We start from the raw sequence: 16,624 nt of genomic DNA on the forward strand, positions 1-16,624 counted from the left end.
ATTATTTATTCCTTATTAATTTATACAAATTACAACTCACCACCAACAAAAAATACAATTGAGTATTATCCTATTATTGATAAAGTGCCCTCCCGAAAAAAAAAGCGCTGAAATAAATTAAATTCATTTCTATCTATTTAAAAAGGACTAATATATGAACGTACAAGAAATCCTAAATAATGAAGATTATTCTGATATCAAGAAAAACTCTCATAAAGAACTAATTAACGGCTCATTCGAAGAAGGATATAACGGCTGGAGAATCCCAGCCCCTGAATCAGTAGAAATCTTATCTGAAAATGGCGTTCACTTTATCAGAATCCAAAGCGTTACCGGTTCCGGCGTCATTGATCAAATTATCGAAGGATTAGAACCGAACACGAAATATAAACTAACAGGTACAGCTCGCGTATCAGCAGAATGGGCCTCATCAGCTTATTTTGGTTTACAGAGTCGCACCGATGGCCCAGAATCTTTTGCTGTAAACAGCACCGATTTTACAACGGGTTCAGTAGAATTAAGTACAGATCAAGAGGGACTTTTACGCGTTTATTTACTGAAAGATCAAGTTGGTCATCGACCAGACGGAGAAACCGCTGACTTTACCGGTTTTATTTTAGAGAAAGTCTAAACATTTAACTTCGATATATTTTAACATTTTAAACACCCAGAGTTCACGGCTCTGGGTGTTTAAATATTGGTTGAGAAAATAAAATAATAAATTAATATTTTAATTGGAATGTAGTTCAATTATTTTAAGATAAATTACCATCAAAATAATTTAGCCCTGTCATTTATTTTCACATTAATTATCACAAGCCTAATCTTCAATCAAAAAACATGATTGAATATTTTTTCATTATTGATAAAGTGTTTACAGGAAAAAATCATTAAGCAAAATTAAATTTAATTGCCATTCATTTAAAAGGACTCATATATGGATATGAAAAAAATGCTAAATAGCGCAGATTATTCTGATACAAAAAACGCTAATAAAGAACTAGTTAATGGTTCATTTAATGAAGGATATCATGGCTGGAGAATCCCACACCCTGAAACTGTAGAAATCTTATCCGAGAATGGCACTAATTTTCTTAGCATCCAAACCTATTCCGGCTCTGGCGTCATTGATCAAATTATAACAGGGTTGGAACCTAACGTTAAATATAGACTGACAGGTACAGCACGCTTATCGACTCAACTAACACCACAAAGGGCCTTGCCCGCTTATTTTGGTTTACAAAATCGCACATTTGGCCCTGAATCCTTTGCTGTAAATAGCTTCAACTTTACGACCGGTTCAGTTGAATTAAACACAGATGAAGAAGGGCTTTTACGTATTTACATGCTGAAAGACCAATTTGTAGAACTTCCAGAAGAGGCAACTGCTGACTTCACGGGTTTTATTCTAGAAAGGGTTTAAACATCGGGCCTTGATACATATACTCGTCATCTTTCAAGTTGCCTCTTTGTTGGCTGCACTCGCTCACCCCGGTCACATCGTTACCTATGCTCCCGGGGATTCACTCCCTTGCCGTCGCGATGCATCTAAATCCATAGGGTATAACACCCGAAGCACATTGCTCCGGGTGTTTTAAATAGAGATAATTCTCCGAAAACCATTCTGGCTAACTTAAATCATGCAATGGTTTTTTTATTGGTGGTGTCAATTGGAAATCAGAAAACCGCACCTGTAATCCGTGCCGTTCTGGAGAACAACACATTGCACCAACAAAGACAGGTTGTTTATCTTCAAAAAAAGGAGACAACCTCAACAATGGCCACCGTAAACCATCAGTGGAATATTGCAGTCTTAAATATCCCTCTTCACGAGTCAAACGTAACCAGAATTTACTAGAATCACCAGGAAATACGCCCATAGACCAATCAGAATGATCACGTGTTAGCACACTACCAATCGAGGCATGACCATCAGAATATTCAATTCCGCCTTTCAGCCAATGTTTCTCATCGACTAATAGCATGACTCCTGCCTGATCGTATAAATGTTCAAAACAGCCTTCAATACAGAGTTGAAAGGTGAAATCATCCTCAACATAACGCCCAAAAACATGACCATTATGACGTTCAAAGCCATACCATGTTCGTTGCCAAAAGTCAGTTTTATGATCTGTAGTGACATTAAGCCAGTCGCTTCCACATTGCCAATCAGATGGTTCATTAAGCCAATGATATTGTGATAAACCCATAGGAACTCCCTCTATTATCTTCCGCTCGAATCAATCAATTTATATCCTGCAAATAAGGAAATAGAGAGTAAAGCAATACAAGCAAAAGCGCCGTGTAATGTCACAATATGCGCTAATCCACCTATGATTGCAGGTCCCAACAAAATCCCTGAATATCCCATGGTAGAAACCGCAGCAACAGCCAGTGAATCAGGCATAATTTTCTGTTGACCAGAAGCAGTAAAAAGCATTGGTGCTATATTGGATAATCCTGCGCCTATCATCAGGAAAGAGAACCCTAACATCATTGCAGTTGATGCTGAGTAAATAAGGATAAATCCAGAAGTAGCCAATAAAGCACTGCTGATAAAAACCCGTCGGTGTCCATAAAAGGCAATGATTTTATCACCCATAAAGCGGCCCGATGTCATAGCAATAGCAAACAGGGTATAACCGATACCAGCCTGATGACTACTGATATTATGTACGCTGGTTAATAATATACCGCTCCAGTCCAGCATTGCGCCTTCCATGATATAGGCAACAAAACAGAGAAAGCCCAATAAAATCACGATCCCATGAGGCACAGCAAAGAATGGCGTATTACCCGCTTCGGCTTCGTTCAATAACCCACTCCATACCGGCAATAGCAGTAAAATAATCAGTAATACCGCCATTACCATCACCTGGAGAGGTGATATTCCCAGAGACAATAATGCACTCACCGATCCTGCACCGGCGATCCCGCCCAAACTAAATAACGCGTGAAAGCCAGACATAATTGGCCGCTGAGCCATTTTCTCAACCATGACGGCGTGGATATTGACCACAACATCCATTGCCCCAATACCTGCACCAAAGACAAATAAAACGCAAGCTAATGTCAACGGTGTCGGTAATACACTTAACCCTGGCAACATCACTAACACGATCAAAGCACATAAAGTGAAAATTTTCCGGCAACCGAAGCGTGCGGCTAACATGCCCGCTATTGGCATCATGATGAAAGAACCAATGCCGAATGCCAACATTAGAAGCCCCATAGCGCCATTATCAAGTTGTAGCCGTTCTTTAGCTAAAGGAATGAGAGGAGCCCAACTTGCAAGACTAAAGCCAGCAATAAAAAAAGCGGCGCGCGTCGCCATAATGGGTTGTTTTACCAAAGAGATAATATTTTGATCAGACAACTCATGTTCCTTCTATATAAAATGCCCTCCGCTATGACTAACGGAGGGTATACCCGTTATCTTTCAAGTTGCCTCTTTGTTGGCTGCACTCACTCACCCCGGTCACATAGTTACCTATGCTCCCGGGGATTCGCTCCCTTGCCGTCGCGATGCATCTTGAAATCCATAGGGTATATTAAGTTACACAAAATTAATTTTAGAAAATTGCGGAATATCGGTCAGCGTCCCGATAATACGAGTTGCCTGTTGATATTGTTCCGCAATCGATAAAGCATGGGGCCAGGCATACACATAGGGAATACCTGCCTGCGTTGCTGCTGTAATTCCCAAATCGGTATCTTCAATCACTAATGTCTGATCAACATCCATAGACTTCAACTTCAACATAGCAAGATAGGGATCAGGATAAGGTTTCGTCCTCGCAACATCGTCACCAGAGATTAAAGCAGGGTTTTCACTCAACTCCAGCAATCCAATATTCGCCAAACACACTTCCCGCGGCGCGGTAGAAACAAAGCCAAAAGGGATACGGTGTTGTTGTAAGGTCGCTATCAACCGGGAAATCCCTGGACGAAGGTAACTTTTAGATAGCTTATCTTTGTAAACCGAGACGATTTGCGCAGTGATCCCTTTCTGTTGCAGAGCTGGAACCCCGATGTAATCTAATGTTCCCTCCAAACTCAGGCCAATAAGTTGCTGTGGTTGTACATGCTGTGTGTAGTCAGGAGCCAAATCACAAAGAACATCAAAGTGCAATTGTTCACTGTCAACAACAACTCCATCGATATCAAAAATCACATTAAATCTATCCATGTGAAACATTCCATTATTTTAGATCGGAAATACGGATAAGCACTTTACAGTTCGGAGTAAACAGTGCTTTTTGAGTTTTGCCCGCAATGTCGCAACCAACAGTGAGAAAAGCCTGCAAGTAATCATTAAAATCAAAAACCTGGCTGACCAGACGATCGGCTGGAATAACGCCATCACGGATCATGGTATAAGCACGCTCAAAACTGTTATTCAGAGAATCGATGGAACCAATCACGGAAAGGCTCTTATCAGCAATTTTCAAGATATCAAGATTGGCATGTTTATCTTTAAGCGCGACATTCAACAATTTTCCGCCAGGCGCCAAATGGTCAAAAATGTATTCGGTTAATTGCCCGGTCGTATCCACACAGAGATCGATAGACGCTGATTTATCGCCATATTGTTGCGTTAATGCCTCATCAAAATCAGTATATAGCTCACATTCTGGCGGCAGATTTTCTTTGGCAAATTGAACACGACTTTCGTTTTTCTCGACCATGAAAGCCTTAACGCCTCTGGCATGCAAAGCCCAAATATAGAGCATCCCCATTGGGCCCGCGCCAGCTACCGCCGCACGAATATTAGTATGGGTGATGCCCAGTTTATCGACCCCGGTCAGCGTGCAACTGAGTGGCTCAGTCAGTGATGCCTCTTCCATACTGACATGATCATCCAGTTTTATCAGTGAACTCTCTTTAGCCAGATATTGCTCAGCAAATGCCCCGTCATAGGAAACTCCCGCTTCGGTTCCCAATTTTTTCTCGCAATGATTTGGATTTCCTGTCTGGCACATCCGACAATGCCCACAAGAATAAGTTGGGTTGATGACAACACGGTCACCTACATTAAAGCGAGTGACACTCTTTCCCACTTGAGCAACAACACCCGTTGTTTCATGGCCCAGAGTAGTTCCCGGAATAGCAACAGGATAAGAACCAGTGATAATCCCAACATCCGTACCACAAACGCCACACACCGCAATATCAACGACAACATCATCAGGCTCAACACAGCGTAACGGTTCAACATCCTGGATTTGAACATCCCACACCCGATTAAATTTAAGTGCTTTCATTACGCTACCTCCTTGTTATCCAGCATATTTAACGTCATATCAGCAAAAGTCAGATCAAGCTTATACAGAATTTCGTTTAAATGTTCCTGAGTACAAATTAACGGTGGACGAACTTTAAGTGCACGACCTTTACCATAACGAGAACCCCGGATGATCAAGTGATGAGAATTCGCTATTGCAATCGCTTGTGCCGCAAACTCTGGTGATGGCGTATCAAAGCCAAACATATAACCGACGCCTCTAACACCCGTAATTTCTGGGTATTTATGCTGTAATGCTAATAAGCCATCACGTAAATAAGCTTCATTACGCTGCACATTCTCCAGAACCTGTTCGTCTTCGATAATATCGATAATTTCATTAAGCGCCGTTAATGAAAGAGGGTTAGCGCCTGATGTACTGGAATGTTCGAATGACTCTAATACATCCAATGAACTCCGCATCAGCACACCACCGGTAGGAATACCTATGCCACCAGCGCCCTTAGCGAAAACAATAATATCGGGTTCTAATTCTTTAGCGTAACCGGTTGAGGCGAAAAATGTCCCGGTACGACCAAATCCGGTCTGTACTTCATCTGCGATAATAATAATGTCATGTTTATGGCAGATGTCTCTGATCTTACGGTAAAAATCGACAGGGAAAACGTTATTTCCGCCATTTCCTTGAATAGGCTCAATAATAAGACAGGCAATATTGTCATTTGAACCTAATTGAATAAATTGCTCCAAGTCAAAACATTGATTGGGTTCTGTATTCGGTTCAAATTCTGACATGACACTGGCCGGGGTTGGAATTTTTAAAGAACCATCAATGTTGACATGGAAATCTTTAATCCTAAAAGCATTACCCGAAATTTGCGCTGTGGCTAAAGACTGACCATGATGAGCCAGAAAGAAAGAGATAACTCCTGAACGCCCTGTTGCTTTTTGCGCGATACGAATTGCACATTCAACCGCCCCAGAACCGGAAACATCACGTAACCATATTCTATCAATGCCCTCAGGGGTATGTTTAACTAATTTACCCAAAATATATTGTGATATTTCATGGGTATAAGCTGAACTTAAATGTGTACATCTGTCGATCTGCTGTTTTAATTTTTCTGTTATTCTGCGATTAGTGTACCCAAGTGGAAGGTTAAATGTTCCCGAAGCTGCATCGATATACTTTTTACCATCAATTTCCAAATAAGGGCCGTTTCCAACAAAGCGAGAAAGCATATCTTCAAACCGTTTTTCATTTTCCATCATTCTAATTACCTTGATTAACTATTCATAACCACAACAAATAAAATCAGCCTTTAATATATAAGGCAATATTTACTAAAAATTAGCTTATATCAACAAAAAGTCTGCAAAAAACCAAAATACATTTAAAAAATTAAAGTATTTTGTATAAAATACATTATTATTTTGAATGATTGGTTAATGGCATGCAGAACTGCTGATTTATAGGATTAATGATAATAAATTCTGTTCAAATCCTACAAAAACTGTACCAAAATCCTCCATCTCACGGCTTTTCCGCAGATGATAAGAGCACTTACATAATGCGTGGCTATTTTCTGGCAGGTGATGAAATGTGATAAAAGATTCTCGATCATTTCTGATTTGTCAGAAACAATGTGCGTTTTTCATACTAAGAATAGCCAAACTTCCGACTGACATTAAAATGACGAGTGAAAAATAAGCTGACGCTACAGCGCGATGTCATTTTTTTGTATTTAAGATTTGAATATTTATACCTTATGGATTTCAAGATGCATCGCGACGGCAAGGGAGCGAATCCCCGGGAGCATAGATAACGATGTGACCGGGGTGAGTGAGTGCAGTCAACAAAGAGGCAACTTGAAAGATGACGGGTATAAAATACCCACACAAGCGGGTTGGTTTACACCGGTGAATAGCTCGTATAAAGTTCAGACTTTAAAAAAAGTAAAGGGTTCAGTCTGTGCATGATCCTTAAACATCCCTATCGCTAGCTTGAAATGACTCGCCAGTAGGATCTCTGGTGTATCCAAGCTCTTTGGTAACGCTAAAGAATGAATTCCACTGAGCCTATTCACCAATAAAACCACCACCATTATTGAAATATTAAAAGAACACACATGCAAAATTATATTCTTCTACTACTTAGCTTGGCACTTTTTGGACCTTTGGGTATCGATGTATTCTTGCCTACGGTTCCTGCCATTGCCGAGGATTTTAAAGTTAACAATGAAGTTATTCAGTCAACGATTTCTTTGTTTTTATTAATTATGGGGCTAGGTCAGTTAATCGCTGGGCCACTAGTAGATAAATTCGGCCGTCGGCCAGTAGCCCTAACGGGTATCACCTTATATATCATCGGTTCGGTGATCGCAGCGCTTTCTACTTTTCCCGAAATTTTTATTGCGGCGCGAATTATTCAAGGATGTGCTGTCTGCTGTACCAGTGTCGTCTGCATTAGTGGTGTGCGTGATCGCCTAAACGGTGATGAGGCGGCCAAAGCCTATGGATTTATTAACGGTACGCTAAATATTGTTCCTGCTCTCGCGCCATTACTTGGCGGTATTCTGGCCGAAATGTTCAACTGGAGAGCGCCATTCTGGTTTTTGACTTGCTACTCGGTTATTGCACTACTTATCATTGCCAACTGGCTACCAGAGACGCGCCCCGCTAACACTAAACCAGTTCGCGGGTTACCACTAAAGCAATATTTTCAAATTCTTGGCAATGCCCAGTTTATACATTTTGCCCTAGTTAACGCTGGCATTATGGGAATAGTGGTTACCTATGTGTCATTTGCACCAACCGTGCTAATGACCGAGGGCCATATTTCACCGCTAGCATTTTCATTGATTTTTGGTGGCAACGGACTCTGGACGATGATCGCTTTCCTAACCGCCAATAAAATTATCCATCGACTTGGCCGCCCTTGCTGCCTGCTGTTAGGGACAATTCTAATGGCACTGGCTAGCCTATCTCTGTTTTCTGGCATGCATCTGCCAACTGTCGCCAGCCAGCACTGGCTAAGCTATATGTTGCCGGTTTCTTTCGCCTGCACAGGTATGGCATTTGTCATGGGACCGGCGACCAGTTATGCACTAGAGCCTTATTCTGACGAAGCCGGTGTCGCTTCTGCACTGATAGGATTCGTCCAGATGGCTGTCGGCTCCACCCTCTCGCTCATTGCTATGGCGTTGCCATTTTCGCTCAAACAGTCACTCGTGTTAGTCATGCTACTCGGTACCACGCTAATCCTGTCGGCACACATACTCAGCCGTAACCTGAAAGGACGGGTAGTTTCGCTAGAATCCTAAAATATCAATCACACACCTAACCCCATCATCTGCATCAGTTGTTGTGCTTGCTGAATCGCCTCCTGGCGATTCGCAATCCCTAGCTTCTGATACAGATTCCGTATATGTGTCTTAATCGTTGTCGTCGCTACATCCAATTCCGCGGCAATTTGATCATTACTGTAGCCTGAGTAAATTAATCCCAATACCTGCCACTCACGCTGTGTAAGCGGACTATTGCGAATAAGCTCAGGAACATCAGGATGTGTTAGCAACTGAGTGACAAAACTTTCATCAAAATGAGCGAATTTATGGCGATGCTGACGGTTGATATCCCGCAAAATGCGCTGCGCCCGATGTAACTCTAGTTCAGACAAGGTATTGAGCTGAATAAGCTGACGTAATTGTTGGGCCATCAACTCACCTTCAATGACAAAATGGCTAATAAATCCAGTACGGTTAGCCAGAGCCAATGCCTCAATGAGTGCATTCTGCGCTTCGCTTTTGCGTCCGATATGCCAGTAAAGCAAGTTATACAACAGTAAATTACGATTCAGATCGCTGATTAACTGCAATTTTCTCGCATGTTGATTCAGTGTATCCAAAATGGACTCAGCCTCATCATACAAACCAAGCAGAATCTGAGCACGAGCAATATTGCGCCACTGCCCCTGATTAAAATGATTACTGACACTTTCTGGTCGCTCAGTCTGTGCCAACCACCGAATAGCGGCATCTTTGTCGTCCATATTCTGCCAAATGATGACTCGCAGTTTGTCAGTATTCGTACGCCAATCTCGATGATACTGCCCATTATTTAGCAGGTTTTCACAACGCGCCAGATAACGGCGGGCATTATCAATATCTCCTCTGGTCAAAGAGCATTTAGCCAACTGGGTTAGACACTGCAACTGCTGTTGAGGTTGGAAGTTAGACAACACTTCCAGCCCACGACGCGCTACATCTTCGGCTTCATCAAGACGAGACCAACACCACAAAAGCTGTGAACGGATACGCAACAAAAATTCATGCATTGGCAACTGCTCCAAATGCTGTTCACGGATCAATTCAAATGCCTTGTTCTGCGTTTCATAAGCCGTCTGCAAATATCCCTGAGCTAATAAAATCTCACTTTGCTGCAACAGCGCCCACAACGCATAGTGATGAACATGGAAACGACGCGCAAGCTGCTCGGTTTGTTGCATCCGCGCTAATGCATCAGCCAACTCACCTCTACAATGTAATACTTCACCTTCCACGGAAGTTGCGACAATACGACTGTATTCATTCTGAGGAAGCAGTGCGGCCAAAGCCTGTTTCGCCAACTTATCGGCCATCTCCGGCTTGCCGCTGTTCATAGCCACCTGAGCCCGTAGCGCATCGAATTCAGCTAGGAGATCCGGCTCTATAGCAATTTGTTTCTGTTGCAGTGCCTGTTCCGCTTGGTTTAACAGTGTATTGACTTCTGAATAACGATGTTGGCTTTGGGCCAGCCAAGCCTGGAGCAGCACCAGACGCGGACTCTCCAATAGCTGCTCATAAGGCAGCGCATTCATACACTCTTCCAACAGAGATAACTCACTGTGGTTAAACAGCGACCAAGCATGCTGCAACAAAATATCGCGTAGCATGGCAGTATCACCCGCCGCCAAGGCATGATGAATCGCCTCGCCCGGATACCCCTGCGCCAACCAACCTTCTGCGGCCGCCCGATGCAACTCCGGCAATTGCAACGCCATTTCCCATTGACAGCGTTGACGTAGAAATGAAGCAAAAAGCGGATGAAAGCGAAACCATTCGCCAGAGTCATCCATACGCTGGATAAACAGCCCCTGACGTTCAGTTTCTTCAAGACGCTGCTGACCATTCTCTTCACCGGTTAGACGAACAATCAAACCGTCATTCATGGAACGTAAGATAGAACTGCGCAACAAAAATTCACGCGTTGAACTATCCACCTGATTGAGTACCTCATCCACCAGATAATCGGAAAGATGGCCGGCGTTAATGCCCGACAAGCGTTTAGCCGACAGTTCAGCGGCATCACACGACTGCCGCGCTGAAAGCGCGATAAGCTGAAGCGCCGTTGCCCAACCCGCGACTTCATTGCATAAGCGCTTACAATCGTCGGCGTCGAGGGATGTGGTTAACCGCTTATCAAAAAATTGCTGCGTTTCTTGATAATCAAAAGCCAGTTGCTGACTGTCAATTTCCAGCAATTGCTCACGCACACGCAGATTAGCTACCCCAAGAGAAGGCAAATTACGCGATAAGATGGTTAACGTCAGATTCTCAGGCTGGTGACGCAGGAAAAACCGCATAGCCTCATGAATAATGTTATTCACAATCAGATGGTAATCATCGATCACCAGGAAAATGGGCCGCCGCCACTCACTAAGTTCAATAAATAATTGAGCGAAAAGCGCGGGTAAATTGGCATATTGATGTTTTTGGGCCAACACTTCACTTTTAACACAGTGTCCCTGCGTAGCCTGTTGCAACGCCGCGATAAGATAGCTGGCAAAACGTTCCGGCTGATTATCGCTCTCATCCAAAGAATACCATCCCAAATTATCCTGCCTGGCAGCCCACTGAGAGACCAATGTGGTTTTGCCATAACCAGCGGGGCTAGTTATTAGCACAAGACGATAATTAGACGACTCATTCAATCTGATTAACAGACGCTTACGCAAGACTGTATTATTCAGACGAACAGGACGACTCAGTTTTGATGGGATAAGCATTAATTTCCGTGCCCAAAGAAGCGATAAGTAAAACCTGCGCCGGAACCATGAGTGATATTAGTTAGATGATTTATTTCATGGTCCGTAATGACGCCATTAATCGGCCCAACCAAATTTAGTGAAATAGATTGCTTTTGCAAATATGTTTACGACCCCTATAGTATTAAGTTGCGCACCCTATCACATTCTTGAACAACAAATTCCATTTTCTACATATAAGTTGTGGAAGCAATTAGCAGATTACCTTATCGATCCACTGGAAAAAAATGGACTCAATTAGGCGCAAAAATGATGCGAAAGAGGGTTACTGGCTACGCCCTTCTACTCCTCCCTGACTAATACCTCTCTAGGATGATGCTTTAGATCCCGAGAGCATTCAGCATAGTGCTTAAATTTTCCTTTTCAGCTACAGGATGAAGACTCCATGCAACAGTCCAGATTAGATAAAGCCCAGTTTCAGGCTGCGCTGACACGTCAATGGCAGCGCTTTGGCCTCGGTTCAGCACAGGAAATGACCCAGCATCAGTGGTGGCAAGCCGTTAGTGCGGCCCTGTCAGAGCTGTTGCCCACATGCCCTGTCATCAATCATTCCGACCAACAACGCCATGTGAACTACATCTCCATGGAGTTTCTGATTGGCCGTTTAACCGCAAACAATCTGCTTAACCTTGGTTGGTATGAAGACGTTCAGGCTTACCTGGCAGAAGAAAATATCATTCTGAGTGATCTTCTGGAACAAGAAACTGACCCCGCTTTAGGTAACGGTGGATTGGGACGGCTTGCCGCCTGTTTTCTTGACTCTATGGCAACCGTCGGTCAGCCGGCAATTGGCTATGGTCTGAATTATCAATACGGCCTGTTCCGCCAATCCTTTGAACAAGGGCAACAAATTGAAGAACCAGACAATTGGGGACGAGAATCTTATCCCTGGTTCCGCCACAACGCTCAGTTAGATGTTGAGGTGAATTTTGGTGGCGAAGTCGTCATAACCGATGATGGACACGAAACTTGGGCACCTGAATTTACCTTGGTTGGAGAAGCTTGGGATCTACCGGTCATTGGTTATCGCAATGGTGTTACTCAACCATTACGCCTGTGGCAAGCAACCCATGCTACGCCATTTGATCTCGACAAATTCAACGCCGGGCAGTTTCTGGCAGCGGAACAGCAAGGTGTTGAAGCCGCTAAACTGACAAAAGTTCTCTATCCGAATGATAATCATCAGGAAGGCAAACGCCTGCGTCTGATGCAACAATATTTCCAGTGTGCCTGCTCCGTCGCAGATATCTTACGTCGCCATTATCTGGCAGGCCACAAAATAGAAGATCTGCCTAAGTATGAAGTTATCCAGCTTAACGATACCCACCCAACGATTGCCATCCCTGAAATGATGCGCATTCTGCTGGATAAACACCAAATGAGTTGGGAAACCGCATGGGAGATAACCAGCCATACTTTCGCCTATACCAACCATACCCTGATGCCAGAAGGTTTGGAATGTTGGGACGAGGATCTAGTCAGCCAGCTGCTACCACGCCATTACAGCATCATTAAAGAAATTAACTACCGGTTTAAAAAGTTGGTGGACAAAACCTGGCCCGGCGAGCAAGCCGTATGGGAAAAATTGGCTGTACATTATAACCATCAGATACGCATGGCGAATCTTTGTGTCGTCGCGGGCTTTGCCGTAAACGGGGTAGCAGCGCTGCACTCACAGCTCATCGTTAAGGATCTTTTCCCTGAATACCATCAACTATGGCCGAATAAGTTTCTCAACGTGACAAATGGCGTGACCCCGCGTCGTTGGCTCAAACAGTGTAACCCGGCACTGTCAGGATTGCTTGACCGTACACTTAATCGCGAATGGATTAACGATCTTGATGCCCTTAAAACACTTGAACCCTATGCAGATGACGCCGCTTTCCGCGAAGAGTACCGAGCTATCAAACAAGGCAACAAGATCCTGCTATCCAATTATGTCAATAAAGTGATGGGGCTTAAGCTAGATCCAAACGCCATTTTTGATGTGCAAATTAAACGCTTGCATGAATATAAACGCCAACATCTGAACCTGTTGCATATCCTATCGCTCTATAAACAAATTCAGGAAAACCCGGAACTGGATATCGTGCCACGTGTATTCCTGTTTGGCGCAAAAGCCGCGCCCGGCTACTATTTGGCAAAAAACATTATCTCCGCCATCAATCAGGCTGCGGAGAAAATTAATAACGACCCAATCGTCCGTGATCGCATTAAGATCGCTTTTATCCCCGATTACAAAGTTTCTGTCGCGGAACTAATGATCCCGGCTGCCGATGTTTCAGAACAAATCTCCACTGCCGGCAAGGAAGCTTCCGGTACCGGCAATATGAAACTGGCGCTAAACGGCGCACTGACCATCGGAACATTAGACGGAGCGAATGTTGAAATTGCCGAACAGGTAGGGGATGACCATATCTTCATTTTCGGGCATACCGTAGAAGAAGTGAAAGCATTGAAAGCTGCCGGTTATGACCCACTGAAATTACTCAAGGAAGATCAGCATCTGGACAACATACTCAAGGCACTGGCTAGCGGCGAGTTCAGTTATAGCGATAAGCGAGCATTCGATATGCTGTTACATAGTCTGATTGAAGGTGGCGATCCTTATCTGGTGCTAGCTGATTTTGCCTCCTATTGTGATGCGCATCAACGGATCGACTCCTTGTACCGCGATACTCAAAGCTGGACACGTAGTGCCATTCTAAATACCGCCCGGATGGGCATGTTCAGTTCTGACCGGACAATCCGTGATTATCAACAACGCATCTGGCAAGCAGAGAGATAAGGAAAAATCATGGAGGAGAAAAGCCTCGATCATTTAGCGACCGAGGCTGGCATTGTCGCCAGCTATATTAATGCTTATGGCAAACCACAAGCGATTCCAACGGAAACCCGACACGACTTGTTGGATGCGATAAGTGAAAACAAACCGGCCAACGCGTCGGTTTCACCCTTACCGACAGTAAAAGTTTTTACTCAAGGCGAGCACTTCACTATCACCCTGAAAGATGAAGAGCACTACCAATGGCAGATACAGACAGAACAAGGAGAGGAATTTCAGGGGCATTGCTGCCATAAACTGGTGCTACCTGATACGCTTGCTCTGGGCTACCATCACCTCACTTTGACACAAGGAAACCAATGCTGGTCCATGCAGATTATCGTGGCGCCCAAACGCTGCCATGAACCAGATGCCCTGCAAAGGAGGGAAAAACTTTGGGGTGCCTGTGTGCAACTCTATACTCTGCGTTCAGAAAACAACTGGGGAATCGGCGATTTTGGCGACCTGAAACACATGCTGAAAGAGATAGCAGCACGCGGAGGCGCCTTCATCGGGTTGAATCCATTGCATGCACTGCATCCAGCCATGCCAGAAAGCGCCAGCCCCTATAGCCCCTCTTCACGCAACTGGCTTAATGTGATTTACATTGACGTTAATCAGATTGAAGATTTCAAGCTCAGTGAAGAGGCACAGCGTTGGTGGCAAGCACCAGAGACTCAACGCACGTTACAGTATTCCCGCAGCACTAAATGGGTGGATTACACCACAGTGATGGCGTTGAAAATGGCAGCACTACGTCTGGCACATCAACAATTCAGTACGCGCCCAGAACATGATTCCCAACAAACCGCTTTCCGCCGATTTGTCATTCAGGGTGGTGAATGTCTCTACTATCAAGCCGTCTATGACGCTCTGCACTGCCAGTTATATGCTGAAAATAGTACCTGTTGGGGCTGGCCGGTATGGCCGGAAAAGTACCGCGATCCGCACGGTGAAGCGGTACAAACATTTTGCCAATCTCACCCGCAGGAAGTGGAATTTTTCCTCTGGTTACAGTGGTTGGCTGATACGCAACTTGCAGACTGCTTTGCCCAAAGCCAAACAAGTGGCATGCCAATTGGGCTTTACCGTGATTTAGCCGTTGGCGTAGCGGAAGGAGGCTCGGAAACCTGGTGCAACCGGGTTGTCTATTGCACTAAAGCATCAGTGGGAGCGCCACCGGATGCTCTTGGACCATTGGGTCAAAACTGGGGCTTACCACCAATGAATCCTCATGTTTTGCAAGCCCAGGCTTACCAACCGTTCATTAATCTGCTGCGTACAAATATGATCCACTGCGGTGCCTTACGCATTGACCACGTGATGTCGATGCTCAGACTTTGGTGGATTCCCTACGGTGAAACAGCTGACAAAGGAGCATATGTACACTACCCAGTTGATGATCTGATGGCGATTCTGGCATTAGAGAGTCAGCGCCATCGCTGTCTGGTCATTGGTGAAGATTTGGGGATTGTACCGGAAGAGATTGTAGGCAAACTGCGCGACAGCGGTGTCTATTCTTATAAAGTGCTCTACTTTGAGCGTCATGGCAATGGAGAATACCGCGCACCTGAGGATTACCCGATACAAGCAATGGCAACCATCACCACCCATGATTTACCGACCTTACGTGGATTTTGGCAAAGCAACGATTTGACACTTGGGGAATCACTCAAACTATACCCTGATAAAGACCTGCTTCAAGGGTTACATACTGACCGTCAAGCTAGCAAACAAGGGTTATTAGAAGGCTTACATCGCTACGGCTGTATCCCGGAACATATCGGTCACATGGCAAAAGAGGTAGACATGTCACCGATAATAAACCAAGGGCTACATCGTTATATTGCCCACAGTGCCTGCGCACTACTGGGCCTGCAACCCGAAGATTGGCTGGATATGGATAAACCGGTCAATATTCCAGGTACGGTAATGGAATATCCTAACTGGCGACGTAAATTGAATACCTCTCTGGAAACCCTGTTTGGTGATGATCATGTCAACCAATTGCTGAAAGATGTAGATAAATGTCGTAAAAAAACGGGAATAGACAGAGACTAAATGCCGCAATGCCTATTTCCCCTCCGAAGGCATTATCCTGTCCAGTTTAAAGGATGGTTTTAATCTATACCCCATGGATTTCAAGATGCATCGCGACGGCAAGGGAGTGAATCCCCGGGAGCATAGCAAACTATGTGACCGAGGTGAGTGAGTGCAGCCAACAAAGAGGCAACTTGAAAGATAACGGGTATATAAACCATCCTTCATATTGCTAACTTTTAACGTCTTGATTACTATCGCCGAGTTTTCATCAATGAGAAAACCGGTATTAAAAAAAGCCTCTTTTATCTATCCGTGTGGTTTTAAAAGCTGGAAAAGAGGCCAGGCTAACCACGAAAAAACAGGTAAAAACTTTAATCATCAAAAGTAAAAAGAAGTAATTAAGGATTTTTTAAACAGGTTAAAAACC

The 16,624-nt window shown here is 44.2% G+C and carries 13 protein-coding genes; 6 read left to right on the top strand and 7 right to left on the bottom strand.

Going from position 1 to position 16,624, the window contains the following annotated elements:
* Window positions 1-154 precede the first annotated feature (154 nt).
* Window positions 155-631: a carbohydrate binding domain-containing protein gene (locus CKY02_RS19970; protein ID WP_112896647.1), complete on the top strand. Its 477-nt coding sequence runs from the start codon at window positions 155-157 to the stop codon at window positions 629-631.
* A 306-nt stretch (window positions 632-937) separates the two neighbouring features.
* Complete coding sequence (locus CKY02_RS19975; protein WP_112896648.1) at window positions 938-1,423, top strand: hypothetical protein; 486 nt, start codon at window positions 938-940, stop codon at window positions 1,421-1,423.
* 205 nt (window positions 1,424-1,628) lie between these two features.
* Here CKY02_RS19975 and CKY02_RS19980 read toward each other — a convergent pair whose 3' ends face one another.
* From CKY02_RS19980 to CKY02_RS20000, 5 genes are all read right to left on the bottom strand, one after another.
* Entirely contained in the window at window positions 1,629-2,210 is a 582-nt protein-coding gene (locus CKY02_RS19980) for a DUF1349 domain-containing protein (protein WP_112879218.1), read from the bottom strand.
* 14 nt (window positions 2,211-2,224) lie between these two features.
* Window positions 2,225-3,376: an MFS transporter gene (locus CKY02_RS19985; protein ID WP_112879219.1), complete on the bottom strand. Its 1,152-nt coding sequence runs from the start codon at window positions 3,374-3,376 to the stop codon at window positions 2,225-2,227.
* Window positions 3,377-3,556: 180 nt separating this feature from the next.
* Window positions 3,557-4,189, bottom strand: coding sequence for an HAD family hydrolase (locus CKY02_RS19990; RefSeq protein WP_112896649.1), 633 nt, complete (start codon window positions 4,187-4,189; stop codon window positions 3,557-3,559).
* Between the two features lie 13 nt (window positions 4,190-4,202).
* Window positions 4,203-5,264 carry a zinc-dependent alcohol dehydrogenase gene (locus CKY02_RS19995; protein WP_112896650.1) on the bottom strand — a complete coding sequence of 354 codons (1,062 nt, stop codon included), beginning with the start codon at window positions 5,262-5,264 and terminating at the stop codon, window positions 4,203-4,205.
* Window positions 5,264-6,514, bottom strand: coding sequence for a class-III pyridoxal-phosphate-dependent aminotransferase (locus tag CKY02_RS20000; RefSeq protein ID WP_420800742.1), 1,251 nt, complete (start codon window positions 6,512-6,514; stop codon window positions 5,264-5,266). Before CKY02_RS20000 ends, CKY02_RS19995 begins: the two co-directional genes overlap by 1 nt.
* Window positions 6,515-6,997: 483 nt before the next feature.
* Here CKY02_RS20000 and CKY02_RS24135 point away from each other — a divergent pair, with 483 nt between their 5' ends.
* Window positions 6,998-7,225, top strand: a complete 228-nt coding sequence (locus CKY02_RS24135) for a hypothetical protein (protein ID WP_146747480.1) — start codon at window positions 6,998-7,000, stop codon at window positions 7,223-7,225.
* 149 nt (window positions 7,226-7,374) lie between these two features.
* Window positions 7,375-8,568, top strand: a complete 1,194-nt coding sequence (locus tag CKY02_RS20005; RefSeq protein WP_112896652.1) for a multidrug effflux MFS transporter — start codon at window positions 7,375-7,377, stop codon at window positions 8,566-8,568.
* An 8-nt stretch (window positions 8,569-8,576) separates the two neighbouring features.
* On the opposite strand, the gene malT is transcribed toward CKY02_RS20005, so the two are convergent.
* The gene (gene malT, locus CKY02_RS20010; protein ID WP_112896653.1) at window positions 8,577-11,291 is read right to left on the bottom strand and encodes an HTH-type transcriptional regulator MalT; all 2,715 of its coding nucleotides are present in this window, start codon (window positions 11,289-11,291) and stop codon (window positions 8,577-8,579) included.
* Window positions 11,291-11,431 (bottom strand): hypothetical protein, encoded by a 141-nt coding sequence (locus tag CKY02_RS24975; RefSeq protein ID WP_162120746.1) that lies wholly within the window; start codon window positions 11,429-11,431, stop codon window positions 11,291-11,293. The genes malT and CKY02_RS24975 overlap by 1 nt, the downstream gene beginning before the upstream one ends.
* Before the next feature lie 284 nt (window positions 11,432-11,715).
* Here CKY02_RS24975 and malP point away from each other — a divergent pair, with 284 nt between their 5' ends.
* Window positions 11,716-14,118 carry a maltodextrin phosphorylase gene (gene malP / locus CKY02_RS20015; protein ID WP_112896654.1) on the top strand — a complete coding sequence of 801 codons (2,403 nt, stop codon included), beginning with the start codon at window positions 11,716-11,718 and terminating at the stop codon, window positions 14,116-14,118.
* A gap of 9 nt (window positions 14,119-14,127) precedes the next feature.
* Window positions 14,128-16,215, top strand: a complete 2,088-nt coding sequence (gene malQ / locus CKY02_RS20020) for a 4-alpha-glucanotransferase (protein ID WP_112896655.1) — start codon at window positions 14,128-14,130, stop codon at window positions 16,213-16,215.
* Window positions 16,216-16,624: the final 409 nt, after the last annotated feature.

This window comes from Photorhabdus bodei (genome assembly GCF_003287735.1).
In the GTDB taxonomy this organism is placed as follows: domain Bacteria; phylum Pseudomonadota; class Gammaproteobacteria; order Enterobacterales; family Enterobacteriaceae; genus Photorhabdus; species Photorhabdus kayaii.